This is a genomic window from Tenacibaculum haliotis, assembly GCF_025215075.1.
GTDB lineage: Bacteria > Bacteroidota > Bacteroidia > Flavobacteriales > Flavobacteriaceae > Polaribacter > Polaribacter haliotis_B.
Genome location: NZ_JAOBTH010000026.1, coordinates 179,292 through 192,055 on the forward strand (window position 1 = coordinate 179,292; position 12,764 = coordinate 192,055).

General features: G+C 29.8%; 14 protein-coding genes and 1 other RNA gene. 9 read left to right on the top strand and 6 right to left on the bottom strand.

Annotation, left to right across the window (positions count from 1 at the left end; genetic code table 11):
* Positions 1 to 2 precede the first annotated feature (2 nt).
* The gene (gene recQ / locus N2251_RS06930; RefSeq protein ID WP_376741001.1) at positions 3 to 2,195 is read right to left on the bottom strand and encodes a DNA helicase RecQ; all 2,193 of its coding nucleotides are present in this window, start codon (positions 2,193 to 2,195) and stop codon (positions 3 to 5) included.
* A 149-nt stretch (positions 2,196 to 2,344) separates the two neighbouring features.
* Between recQ and N2251_RS06935 the strand changes: the two genes are divergently transcribed.
* The 4 genes from N2251_RS06935 to lptB all read left to right on the top strand — a co-directional run bounded on the left by N2251_RS06935 (position 2,345) and on the right by lptB (position 4,489).
* Positions 2,345 to 2,530, top strand: coding sequence for a hypothetical protein (locus N2251_RS06935; RefSeq protein ID WP_260586019.1), 186 nt, complete (start codon positions 2,345 to 2,347; stop codon positions 2,528 to 2,530).
* Position 2,531: 1 nt separating this feature from the next.
* Complete coding sequence (gene tatC, locus N2251_RS06940; protein ID WP_260586020.1) at positions 2,532 to 3,356, top strand: twin-arginine translocase subunit TatC; 825 nt, start codon at positions 2,532 to 2,534, stop codon at positions 3,354 to 3,356.
* A complete protein-coding gene (locus N2251_RS06945; protein WP_260586021.1) occupies positions 3,331 to 3,678 on the top strand; it encodes a carboxymuconolactone decarboxylase family protein in 348 nt (115 codons plus the stop codon). The genes tatC and N2251_RS06945 overlap by 26 nt, the downstream gene beginning before the upstream one ends.
* A gap of 76 nt (positions 3,679 to 3,754) precedes the next feature.
* Complete coding sequence (lptB, locus tag N2251_RS06950) at positions 3,755 to 4,489, top strand: LPS export ABC transporter ATP-binding protein (RefSeq protein WP_260586022.1); 735 nt, start codon at positions 3,755 to 3,757, stop codon at positions 4,487 to 4,489.
* Positions 4,490 to 4,666: 177 nt separating this feature from the next.
* Here lptB and N2251_RS06955 read toward each other — a convergent pair whose 3' ends face one another.
* Positions 4,667 to 5,401, bottom strand: coding sequence for a CDP-alcohol phosphatidyltransferase family protein (locus N2251_RS06955; RefSeq protein ID WP_260586023.1), 735 nt, complete (start codon positions 5,399 to 5,401; stop codon positions 4,667 to 4,669).
* A gap of 101 nt (positions 5,402 to 5,502) precedes the next feature.
* Between N2251_RS06955 and N2251_RS06960 the strand changes: the two genes are divergently transcribed.
* Together N2251_RS06960 and N2251_RS06965 are read left to right on the top strand one after the other, a co-directional pair.
* Positions 5,503 to 6,480 (top strand): YheT family hydrolase, encoded by a 978-nt coding sequence (locus tag N2251_RS06960; protein ID WP_260586024.1) that lies wholly within the window; start codon positions 5,503 to 5,505, stop codon positions 6,478 to 6,480.
* A gap of 83 nt (positions 6,481 to 6,563) precedes the next feature.
* Positions 6,564 to 7,748, top strand: a complete 1,185-nt coding sequence (locus tag N2251_RS06965; protein ID WP_260586025.1) for a lipoprotein N-acyltransferase Lnb domain-containing protein — start codon at positions 6,564 to 6,566, stop codon at positions 7,746 to 7,748.
* On the opposite strand, the gene aroQ is transcribed toward N2251_RS06965, so the two are convergent.
* From aroQ to N2251_RS06980, 3 genes are all read right to left on the bottom strand, one after another.
* Positions 7,725 to 8,141 (bottom strand): type II 3-dehydroquinate dehydratase, encoded by a 417-nt coding sequence (gene aroQ, locus N2251_RS06970; RefSeq protein ID WP_260586026.1) that lies wholly within the window; start codon positions 8,139 to 8,141, stop codon positions 7,725 to 7,727. The two genes, N2251_RS06965 and aroQ, sit on opposite strands and share 24 nt — an antisense overlap.
* Positions 8,142 to 8,241: 100 nt before the next feature.
* Positions 8,242 to 8,832, bottom strand: a complete 591-nt coding sequence (locus tag N2251_RS06975; RefSeq protein ID WP_260586027.1) for an OmpW family outer membrane protein — start codon at positions 8,830 to 8,832, stop codon at positions 8,242 to 8,244.
* Positions 8,833 to 9,086: 254 nt separating this feature from the next.
* Complete coding sequence (locus N2251_RS06980) at positions 9,087 to 9,671, bottom strand: porin family protein (RefSeq protein WP_260586028.1); 585 nt, start codon at positions 9,669 to 9,671, stop codon at positions 9,087 to 9,089.
* A gap of 226 nt (positions 9,672 to 9,897) precedes the next feature.
* On the opposite strand from N2251_RS06980, the gene N2251_RS06985 reads away from it, so the two are divergent.
* On the top strand, positions 9,898 to 10,815 hold the full coding sequence (locus N2251_RS06985) for a site-specific tyrosine recombinase (protein WP_260586029.1): 918 nt from the start codon (positions 9,898 to 9,900) through the stop codon (positions 10,813 to 10,815).
* 97 nt (positions 10,816 to 10,912) lie between these two features.
* On the opposite strand, the gene ffs is transcribed toward N2251_RS06985, so the two are convergent.
* Positions 10,913 to 11,011: signal recognition particle sRNA small type (gene ffs / locus N2251_RS06990), an RNA gene on the bottom strand.
* 174 nt (positions 11,012 to 11,185) lie between these two features.
* Here ffs and N2251_RS06995 point away from each other — a divergent pair.
* Both N2251_RS06995 and N2251_RS07000 read left to right on the top strand, forming a co-directional pair.
* Positions 11,186 to 11,707: a DUF4199 domain-containing protein gene (locus tag N2251_RS06995; RefSeq protein WP_260586030.1), complete on the top strand. Its 522-nt coding sequence runs from the start codon at positions 11,186 to 11,188 to the stop codon at positions 11,705 to 11,707.
* Positions 11,708 to 11,786: 79 nt separating this feature from the next.
* On the top strand, positions 11,787 to 12,743 hold the full coding sequence (locus N2251_RS07000; protein ID WP_260586031.1) for a glycosyltransferase family 2 protein: 957 nt from the start codon (positions 11,787 to 11,789) through the stop codon (positions 12,741 to 12,743).
* The last annotated feature ends 21 nt before the right edge of the window (positions 12,744 to 12,764 follow it).

The window sequence follows — 12,764 nt, forward strand, 5'->3', positions numbered from 1 at the left end:
TCTTAATTTGCTATTTCGCTCGTAAATTTAATACGCATTAAACGCAGTTCATCTTCGTCATAATCACCATCAAATTCATCTAATGCTTCTTGAATTTTATCTGTTTCAGATTCCATAAAATAATCATGTATTTCTTCCTGTTGATCTTCATCTAACAAGTCTTCAACCGCATAATCAATATTTAATTTTGTACCAGAAAATACAATTGCCTCCATCTCTTTAATTAATTCAGAAATGTTTAATCCTTTTGATTTTGATATATCTTCTAACGGTAATTTTCTATCTGTATTTTGAATAATAAATAACTTTAATCCTGAATTTACACCTGTACTTTTAACAATTAAATCATCTGGTCGTGTAATATCATTTTCAGTTACGTAACTACTTATCAGTTTAACAAAATCTTTACCAAATTTTTTAGATTTCCCTTCTCCAACACCATGAACTTTAGATAATTCTTCTAAATTTACAGGGTATTTTAACGCCATATCATCTAAAGAAGGATCTTGAAATACGGCAAAAGGAGGTACACCTAAACGCTTACCAACACTTTTACGTAAATCTTTTAACATGGCAACCAACTTCGTATCTACTCCACCACCTGTTGACTTCGTGTTTGCTATAATTATTCCGTCATCATCTGTAGCATACACATGGTTTTCAGTCATCATAAAAGATACAGGTTTTTTTATAAATTCTTTACCTTTTTCTGTTAGTTTTAAAACACCATATTGTTCAATCTCTTTCTTAATTAAATCGACTACTAATATTTGACGAATTAACGCCATCCAATAATGGTTTATTTTATCTTTTCCTATTCCGAAAAAAGGTTGTGCTGTGGTTTTATGAGATTTTAATAAGGCATTTTCAGCTCCTATTATAGTATTTACAACTTCTTTAGGCTTATACATTTCATTAGTATCTTTAATAACAGATAGTAATGTTTTTACTTCGTCTTTTGCTTCGTGTTGTTTTTTAGGGTTTTGCATGTTATCATCTAACATTGCGCCTTCTCCTGTTTTTGCATCAAACTCTTCACCAAAATAGTGTAGAATATACTTTCGTCTATTCATTGACGTTTCGGCATAACCAACAACTTCTTGTAATAATGCATGTCCCACTTCCTGTTCAGCTACAGGTTTGTTTGCCATGAATTTCTCTAACTTCTCAATATCTTTATATGAATAAAAAGTTAAGCAATATCCTTCTCCTCCATCACGTCCTGCTCTACCTGTTTCTTGATAATAACTTTCTAAACTTTTTGGAATATCATGGTGAATAACATAACGAACATCTGGTTTATCAATCCCCATCCCGAAAGCTATTGTTGCAACAATAACATCGCAATCTTCCATCAAAAACATGTCTTGATGTTTTGCGCGTTTTTTTGCATCTAATCCTGCATGATAAGGAAGTGCATTAATGCCGTTAACTTGTAAAACTTGTGCTATTTCTTCTACTTTTTTACGACTTAAACAGTAGATAATTCCTGTTTTTTCCATTCGTTGTTTTATAAAACGAATGATATCTTTTTCTATCTCTTTTGTTTTCGGTCGTACTTCATAAAATAAATTAGGTCTATTAAAGGATGCTTTAAAAACATTTGCATCACTCATACCTAAAGTTTTAAGAATATCTTCCTGTACTTTTTCTGTGGCTGTAGCTGTTAAACCAATAATAGGTACATTATCAATTTGTTTGATAATAGTACGTAAATTTCTATATTCTGGTCTAAAATCGTGTCCCCATTCAGAAATACAATGCGCTTCATCAATAGCTACAAAAGAAATTGTTTGTTCTCTTAAAAACGAGGCATATTCTTCTTTCACTAATGACTCTGGGGCTACGTATAATAACTTTGTTATACCGTTTTCGATATCTGATTTCACTTGCGCTACTTCAGATTTGTTTAACGAAGAGTTTAATACATGGGCTATTCCATGTTCCTCAGAGATACCTCTAATTGCATCTACCTGATTTTTCATCAATGCAATTAATGGCGACACTACAATCGCTGTACCTTCTTTCATTAAAGCTGGTAACTGATAACAAAGAGATTTTCCTCCACCCGTAGGCATTATAACAAAAGTATTCTCGTTGTTTAAAATACTTTTTACAACTTCTTCTTGTAGGCCTTTAAATTGGTTAAAACCAAATATTTTTTTTAATGCCTCATACAATTCTGACTGCTCCATATTCATCTTCTAATATCAAAAATTAAAAATGTAAACTAATTTACTAAAAAACTTTACACAAACTGACGTAAACTTTATTTTTATTAAAAAGTTTTTCTTCTTAAATATTCTTATTTTTACACTTTAAATTTACTTAAAACTTTTTTAACTTGAAAGACGCAAGCGCAATTCTCTCAACAGCAAAAGAAACTATACTTTTAGAAAGTAATGCTATTGCTAATTTAACAAAATTATTAGATAGTTTGTTTGTTGATGCTGTAAATTTTATACTCAATTCGAATAATTATATTGGAATTGCTCATTTTCATGGTTTAACTAAACAAAAAGTATTTTAAGATGGCTGTAAAAGAAATGTCTTTTTTAGACCATCTTGAAGAATTAAGGTGGCATTTAGTGAGAAGTTTTGCTGCTATTTTTTTAGTAGCTATAATCGTTTTCGCTAATATAAATTTTGTTTTTGATGAGTTTTTATTAGCGCATTTAAAACCAAATTTTAGTACTTATCAATTTTTTTGTAACGTCTTTACAGCAATCGGTATAGATAGCAGTTTTTGTAATATTGAGTTTGCAAGAGAATTACAAGTACTAAACCCTACAGAAGAATTAATGACAGGAATTTGGTCTTCATTGATTTTAGGATTTATTATTTCTTTTCCTTATATATTATGGGAATTTTGGAGATTTATAGCTCCCGGATTACATAGTAGTGAAAGAAAAAAATCAAGAGGATTTATTTTTACCTCTTCTTTCTTATTCTTTTTAGGAATAGTTTTTAGTTATTACGTTATTTTACCAATGTCAGTATTTTTCTTTTACAACTTTTCGATTGGTGATGCTATTGTAAAAAACTTTAAATTAGGTGCTTATATCAGTTTAATAACAAATACGTTGTTAGGGGTTGCTATATTTTTCGAACTACCTGTAGTTATCTTTTTTCTTACTAAAATAGGATTGATAACTCCAGAGTTTTTACGTAAATATCGTAAACACGCGTTAGTTGTTGTTTTAGTTTTATCTGCAATTATAACTCCCCCAGACGTTGCTAGTCAAGTAATCGTTTCGGTACCAATTATGATACTTTATGAAATAAGTATTTATGTTTCTCAATATGTCTTAAAAAAACAAAATAAAAAGAATGTCTCAAAAAGTCCAAGAGTTTAACGACTACCGTGCTAAAATGAATGATAAAATTTTAGCCGGTGATAATAAAATTATCAAGCGTATTTTTAATTTAGATACCAATGCATTTAACGAAGGTCATTTGCCTAAAAAAACAAAAGAACTATTAGGTTTAGTTGCCTCTGCTGTTTTACGTTGTGATGACTGTATTGCATATCATTTAGAAACGGCACATAAAAATGGTGTAACCAAAGAAGAAATGATGGAAACGATGAGTATTGCTACGTTAGTTGGCGGAACCATTTTAATTCCGCATTTACGTCGTGCTGTTGAATTCTGGGAATCATTAGAAGAAAATAGTTAACAAACTATTAAGGAATCGGTTTGTAGTTTTCCTGTATTTTAGTGGAATCATTTATCAAAAAAAGTAATAATCATCAATGAAATTAAGAGCAGATAACATACAAAAGCTTTACGGTAGTAGAAAAGTTGTAAAAGGTATTTCGTTAGAGGTAGAACAAGGAGAAATCATTGGTTTACTTGGGCCAAATGGCGCTGGAAAAACAACTTCTTTTTACATGATTGTTGGAATGGTAAAACCAAATTTTGGGAATATTTATTTAGATGATGAAGAAATTACTGACGATGCAATGTACAAACGTGCTCAAAAAGGAATTGGGTATTTAGCGCAAGAAGCCTCAGTTTTTAGAAAACTATCTGTAGAAGACAATATCATGTCGGTTTTAGAATTTACTGATAGATCTAAAACAGAAAGAAAAAAACGCTTAGAAGAATTAATTGATGAATTTAGTTTAGATCACGTTCGTAAAAACCGTGGAGATTTACTTTCTGGAGGAGAACGTCGTAGAACTGAAATTGCGCGTTGTTTAGCTTCTGACCCTAAATTCATTTTATTAGATGAACCTTTTGCAGGTGTAGATCCTATTGCTGTTGAAGATATTCAGGGAATTGTAGCCAAACTTAAAACGAAAAATATTGGTATTTTAATTACCGATCATGATGTACAAGCTACACTTGCCATTACCGATAGAACTTATTTAATGTACAACGGAAGTATTTTAAAAGAAGGTACTCCCGAAGAATTAGCAGAAGATGAAACTGTACGTAGGGTATATTTGGGGAAAGATTTTGAGTTAAAAAAGAAGAAGTTTTAAAATAAATTCATCAACCTGAACTCGTTTCAGGTTCTCATTATAATTAACAACTTTTATCGTTAGATGTAATTCCTAAATAAATTCGGAATGACACTAAAAAATAATTCTACACAAGAATAATCTATACAGAAAAAGGAGCTTAATAGCTCCTTTTTATTGTTCTTTATTTTAAATAAATTACACTTTCTTTAAATTATTAAATACTGATAATCCCACATATAATATTATAACTAAAGGAACTGCCACAAATTTTAATACAACTAATAATATAACAGCTAGTAGTAAGAAAATATATTTTAATGCATTTTCTTTTAATCCGAAGGTTTTAAATTTTAAGGCAAATAACGGAATTTCAGCATTCATTAAATAAGTTAATAATAACGTAATTACGATTAAAAAGTACTGATTATTTATAAGCTCAACAAAAAATAATTGATTCGAATATTCTGCTATTATTGGTAAAGAAATTACAAATAATGTCATTGCAGGTGTTGGTAATCCAATAAACGAGTCTGACTGACGTGTATCTATATTAAATTTTGCCAACCTATAACACGCACCTAAAGTTAAAAACAAACCGATATATGGTAAATTACTCCCTGTAGCTCCGTACGTATCTATTCCAAAATAACTTGCAGCATCTACATTTAAAGCACTTATTAAAAGTTGTAACATCACAATACCAGGTACTACACCACTTGTTACCATATCTGCTAAACTATCTAACTGCTTCCCTAATTCACCCTGAACATTTAACATTCGAGCTGCAAAGCCATCAAAAAAATCAAAAATAATTCCTGTAACCACTAAAATTGCCGCTCCTACAAAATCGCCTTTAACTGCAAAAATAGTTGCTATGCTACCACATAATAAATTTCCTAAAGTTAATAAATTCGGAATATGTCTTTTCATTCTTATCAATATTTATAACAAAAATAAGAAATCCTTTTATCAGTTTTATGTTTTACTTTTTTTTTATCATATTTGTTAGTACTCGTTATAAACTAAAAAACATGCCTATTCTTACTTCGGATTTCAATCCTAGTTTACCTTTTAAAAGTGCACATTTTAATACGATGTATCGCCCTTTATTTATGAAGGATACTATTAAATACAAACGAAAAAGAATTACAACTTGGGATGCCGACTTTATAGATTTAGATTTTTCTTGTATCGGTTCAAAAACATTGGTTTTATTAATTCATGGCTTAGAAGGAAGTGCTCAGTCTAATTATATGATTACAACTTCTAACCACTTAAACAAAACTGGTTTCGATACGGTTTGTATGAATTTACGTAGCTGTAGTGGTGAAGATAATTTGATATTAGAAACCTATCATAGCGGAAAAACAGATGATGTAGCTTTTATTATTAAACATCTTACAACCCATTACGAGTACGAAAATATAATTATTGTAGGTTTTAGTCTTGGCGGAAATTTAACGTTAAAATATTTAGGGGAATATGATACTATTCCTAGTAAAGTTAAAGGCGGAATTGCAGTTTCTGTTCCTATTGATTTAACAAGTTCACAGGCAGAATTATTAAAATTAAAGAACAAAATTTATTTAAATGAGTTCCTGAAAACTTTAAAACTCAAAATATTGGAGAAAGCAGAAAAGTTCCCTGATTTTGAGTTAAAAAAAGAATTACTATTCAAAGCGACAAAGTTTCGTCATTTAGAAAAACAATACACAGTGCCTGTCTTCGGATTTGAAAGTTCGGAAGATTATTGGATAAAAGCCAGCGCAAAACCTTATATACCCAAAATAAAAGTACCTTCTTTATTGATAAACTCATTAGATGATAGTTTTTTATCAAAAGAATGTTACCCTTTTGCTGAAGCTAAAAATTCCACTAATTTTCATTTATTAACACCAAATTACGGTGGTCATGTTGGTTTTATAAGTTCATTTAATGATAAAGAAGGTAAATGGCTAGAGAAAAATATTACTCGTTTTATTGAAGAAAATCTCGGAATTAGTTCTTAAAACAGTACTTTTATAATTAGCAATTATTTTAATCATAATTAAGATATTTGTAAAACTTAATGATCTCTTTTTTGATACTAGTTATGATAAAAAAATACGCTACTACTTTCCTCCTTTTATGTTGCTTGAATACTGTTTTATCGCAAGTATCTAAGCCAACAACTTTATCTGAATTATCACATATAAGTATTATTACCTCAGGACCTGGAGAGGTTTTATATGAAAAATTTGGGCACACCGCAATACGCGTTAAAGATCCTGCTACGCAACTAGATTTAATATATAATTATGGAATTTTTGATTTTGACAATCCCACTTTTTATGTAGATTTTACCAAAGGATATATGAAATACAAATTAGCTAAATACCCGTTTTATTTAGCTTTAAAAAGCAGTCAACAAGATAAACGTTGGGTAAAAGAGCAAATTTTAAATTTAACCCAAAATCAGAAGAATCAATTTTTTACTATTTTAGAAACAAATGCACTTCCAAAAAATGCAGGTTATTTATACGATCCTTATTTTGATAATTGCGCTACCAAACCTCGTGATATTATAAAAAAAGTGTTAGGAGATCATTTAATTTTTAAAGATAGTTTTGTTGCTGAAAATTTATCATTAAGACAATTAATGAATAAAGAAATTCATCAAAATACTTGGGGAAGTTTAGGTATTAATGTTGCTTTAGGTAGCAGATTAGATAAAATTGCTACTGCAAGCGAATATTTATATTTGCCTGATTATGTTTTTGAAGCTTTAAATTATTCCAAAGTTTTAAAAGAAGGAAAAGAAGAGAATTTAGTATCAAAAACAACTATTTTATTAGATTTTGATGAGAAAAAATCAGAAAGTGATGTTGTTAGTCCGTTTTTAATAATTTTACTACTTTCTTTAATTGGCTTATTTATTACTTATAACGATTATAAAAAGAAAAAAAGAACTAAGTGGTTAGATTTTTCTTTGTTTTTTACAACAGGAATCATAGGATTATTAATTGTATACTTATGGTTTTTCACCAACCACTCTACCGCGCCTAATAATTTTAATTTTCTATGGGCGTTTTTTCCAAACTTAATTATTGCTTTCTTTTTGATAAAAAAAACCACACCACAATGGATTGCAAAGTATTGTTTAGTGCTACTCATTTTTTTAGTAATCGCAACTATTATTTGGATTACTAAAACTCAGTTGTTCTCTATTACTATAATTCCGTTATTAATTTTATTGGGAGTTAGATATTGGTTTTTACAAAAAACTCTGAATCGCTAACTTATAACTCTGTAAACCAAAACCAGTAATTACTCCTTTTGCATTGGGCGCAATATAGCTTACATGACGAAAATTTTCGCGAGAATGCACGTTTGAAATGTGTACTTCTACAACCGGAGTTTCAATACCTTTTACAGCATCTGCAATACCAATTGAGGTATGTGTATAAGCGGCTGCATTTAAAATAACACCATCATATTCAAAACCAACTTCGTGAAGTTTATCTATTATTTCGCCTTCTATGTTAGATTGATAATAACTTAACGCTACTACTTTATATTCTTTTTTTAAGGTTTTAAAAAAATCTTCAAAAGAATTAGCTCCATATATTTCTGGCTCACGTTTTCCTAATAAATTTAAGTTTGGTCCGTTGATTATAATTAGTTTTTTCATTGCATCTTTTTTCAGAAAAGTAAAAGTAAGTTTTTAATTTTTAAGCATAAAAAAGGAAGCAATTTCTTGCTTCCTTTTTTAACATTAAAGAATGTTATAATTAAAACTTGTAAGTTAATCCGAATTGGATAGCAGAGAAATCTAAGTTTAAACCAAAAGAATTAACAGATTCAGCTCCATCAACATCAACTTTAGAACTAGCATAAGATAAAGCTCCAACTGAAGCTCTTAATGCGATAGATTCAGAAACGAAGTAGTTAATTCCTGGTGCAATAGCAATACCAAAAGTATTTACATCATTTCCTTTAACACCACCAACTTCATATCCAGTATTAACATAAGAAAACCCAGCTCCTACAACAAAAGAAAAATCGCTTTCAGGTGTAAAAAAGTAGTTAGCTCCTAAAGTAGCCCCAAAAGAGTTTGTATCACCGATAATTCCACCAGGTAAAGCAACATTATTACCACCACCAATAACTAAACCTAATTCTAAAGCAATATTTTCAGATACGAAATACCCTACAGATGGAGAAACAGTATAATTACTTACATCTCCTGTAGCACTATTGTAACCTACTGTACCAGATATATAAACATCTTCTTTAGCAAAACCTCCTTTTGCTTTTTCTTCTTGTGCGTTAGCTGTAAATCCTGCAGCAACCATTGCAATTACTAATAATACTTTTTTCATAATTTAAATTTTAATATTTATTAATTTTCGAGGGCAAAAATATCTCTTTTTTTAATATGTACAATTTTTTTAACACAAAAAATCAATAAAAAAAACCACCTTTTTTATAACTCTTTCAATATCTTAATTTTACAAAAAAAATAGTATCAAGAAAATATTAAGTAGCCTAGCTGCAACCGTTTTTTTTAATTATTAAGCATAAAAAAAAGGGAAGCAATTATGCTTCCCTTTTTAGTAATTAGTTTACTTACCTCTTAGAAATTATATCCAACAGATACTTGAAAAACTCCATTTTTACCTGTAGAGTCCTCTATATCAGAAATTTTAGATAAACCTAAGTTATAACGAGCAGAAAAATTTAAACCACTTTCTAACTTATAACCAGCACCAAAGTTTAATCCAAAATCAACACTTTTCATTTTATAATCATCTTTAATATCTTCTTCAACTGACTCACCACCTACTTCAGCTTTCATTTTTGCAGACATTAAAAAACCAATTTGAGGCCCTAACTCCAAGCTAAACCCCTCAGCGACATAATACTTAGCCATAACAGGAACATTTAAATAATCTAATGCCATAGTTACATCAATGCCTTCCATTTTTGTTTTCGCTCCTTGAGCAGAATATACTAATTCTGGTTGAACAGAAAATTTATCAGAAATTTCAATTTCTGCAACAGCTCCAATATGAAATGAAGTTCTAGCATCGTTATCATCAATACCATCTCCAGATACGTTAGCAATGTTTAAACCTGCTTTTGCTCCAAAAGTTACTTCTTGTGCATTTACAGTAAATCCTGCAGCAACGATAGCAATTGTCAATAATACTTTTTTCATAATTTAAATTTTAATATTTATTAATTTTGTTTAGTAAAAGTATCTCTTTTTTTAATATGCACAAATTTTTTAACTAAAAAATTCTTAAAAAAAAGAATACTTCCTAATTATTTTAGAATCAACAAGCTGAAAGTAAAATACGTCTGCATAATATAAATTAAAAATTATCAGCTAAATATATTAGTTCTAACTTTGGCTTTATAAAAATTAATCACACTTACTGTTAATGAACTGGCAACAAGCAACATCAGATTATACAAACTATTTAAAAATAGAAAGAGGCCTCTCTAAAAACTCTATTGATAGTTATACTAGAGACATTAAAAAGCTTGTTTCGTTTCTTGATACACAAAAAAACAGTCATCTTCCTATAAGTATTACTACCATAACTGTTCAGCAATTTATATACGAAGCTAGTAAAAGTATAAACCCCAGAAGTCAGGCACGTTTAATTTCGGGATTGCGAAGTTTTTTTGATTATTTAATTTTTGAAGATTATAGGAAAGACAATCCTACCGATTTAATTGAAAGTCCGAATATTACGCGTAAACTCCCCGATACGTTAGAAAAAGAAGAAGTTGACGCTTTAATTGCCGCGATCGATTTAAGTCATCCGCAGGGCGAAAGAAATAAAACCATTATTGAAACCATTTTTAGCTGTGGTTTGCGTGTAAGCGAATTAATTAACTTACAATTATCTGATTTATTTTTTGATGACGGCTACATCCGAATTTTAGGAAAAGGGAATAAATTCCGTTTTGTACCCATACATCATACTACCATAAAACGTTTAAATTTTTATATTGATGATATCCGTTCTAAAATTAATCCGAAGAAAGAAGAAGAGGATATTGTTTTTTTAAACCGACGTGGCAAACGATTAACCCGCCAAATGATTTTTATTATATTAAAAGAATTGGCTATAAAAACAAATTTAAAGAAAAGTATTGGTCCACATACTTTACGCCACTCTTTTGCTACCTACTTATTAAAACATGGTGCCGACTTACGAGTTATACAACAACTATTAGGGCATGAAAGTATTACAACCACCGAAATTTATGTGCATTTAGATACTAGTTTTTTAAAGGAAGTTGTGGAATTGCATCACCCAAGAAGTGACATTAATATAAATGATAAATAAAGAGAATTATTTATTGCATTCATCTAATAAATTCTATACGTATCAGGAATACCTAAAAATAATTATGCCCTTTATTTAAAAAAATAAAGGGCATAAAAAAAGGCAAGCTACCTACATCACACTGCTACAACCTAATACCCTTGCTGCGTTCCCGCCCTGGGGGATTCAAAGGGAGCTAGTTGTGTAGGACTTGCCGCTGCAAATCTACAGCCTTTTTTGATAAAAACAATGAAAAAAAAACGCTTTTTTTTGTAACATTTTTAACTATTTGAATACTAATACATTGTTGAGAATCTTTTTTTTTACACAACTCGATTCGAAAACAAAATAATATATTTGTTAAACTAACTAAAAAATCAATTACACAAACATGGAAAATCAAGCTAACAGTAAAAACATTATTTTAAATTACGGATTATACTTAGGTTTAATCGGAATATTTATTCACTTAGTATTTTATGCTACAGGTAACTTAATTTCATTAGGTTGGTTAACTGGTATTTTAGGTTTTGCAGCCATGATTACTTTAATTGTTTTAGGTATTAAAAAATTTAAAGCAGATAATGGCGGTTTTTTAAGTTTCGGACAAGCTTTAAAAGTTGGTGTAGGGATTGCTGTATTTAGTGCTGTTATTAGTGCTGTTTATACTTTAATTTTTACAAGTTTTATAGAACCTGATTTTCAAGCTCAAATGATGGAAGTACAAAAACAAGCTTGGATGGATTCTGGTATGAACGACGAACAAATAGAAGCTTCTGAATCAATGGCTAAAAAGTTTGGAGGTCCTGCTATTACTATTCCTGTATCAATTGTAGTTTCTGCATTCTTTGGTTTTATATTTTCTGCAATTAGTGGTGCAATCATGAAAAATAATGAAGAAGAACAATATTAAGAATACTTTAAAAAGGTAAAGCTATAAAGTTTACGAAAGACTTTGTAACTTTACCTTTTTAATTCTCTTACCAAATATTATGGATATATCGGTAGTAATACCACTTCTTAACGAAGAAGAATCTTTACAAGAATTACACGATTGGATTGCAAAAGTTATGCAATCCAATACTTATTTATATGAAATTATTTTTATTGATGATGGTAGTACCGATACTTCTTGGCAAGTAATTGAACAATTATCTGTAAAAAACAACTCGGTAAAAGGAATTCGTTTTCAACGTAACTACGGTAAATCGCAAGCTTTAGACGCTGGTTTTGGTTTAGCCGAAGGGAATGTTGTTATTACTATGGATGCTGATTTACAAGACAGCCCTGATGAAATTCCTGAATTGTATGATTTAATTATTGCCAAAAATTTCGATTTAATTTCTGGCTGGAAAAAGAAACGTTACGACAATGTGGTAACCAAAAACATACCATCAAAATTATTTAATTGGGCAGCTCGTAAAACATCTGGACTAGAATTAAATGATTTTAACTGCGGATTAAAAGCCTATAAAAAAGAAGTTATAAAAACAGTAAAAGTAAGTGGTGAAATGCACCGTTACATTCCTGTTTTAGCAAAAAACGAAGGTTTTAATAATATTGGCGAAAAAGTAGTACAACATCAAGCACGAAAATACGGCGTTACTAAATTTGGAATGGATCGTTTCATAAACGGATTTTTAGATTTAATCACCATCTCATTTTTATCGAAATTCGGAAAACGACCAATGCACTTTTTTGGTCTTTGGGGAAGCTTAATGTTTATATTCGGCTTTTTTAGTGCTTTTTTTATCGGAGTAATGAAAATATACCGCTTATCAACAGGTATAAAAACAATTTTAGTTACCAACAATCCTTGGTTTTATATTGCTTTAACTTCTATGGTTTTAGGAACCTTATTATTCTTAGCAGGCTTTTTAGGGGAGTTAATTATTAAAAGTAATCCGCAACAAAAGCATTACACCATTAAAGAAAAAATAAATTTTTAAAACGCGTATCTTTGTACGTTT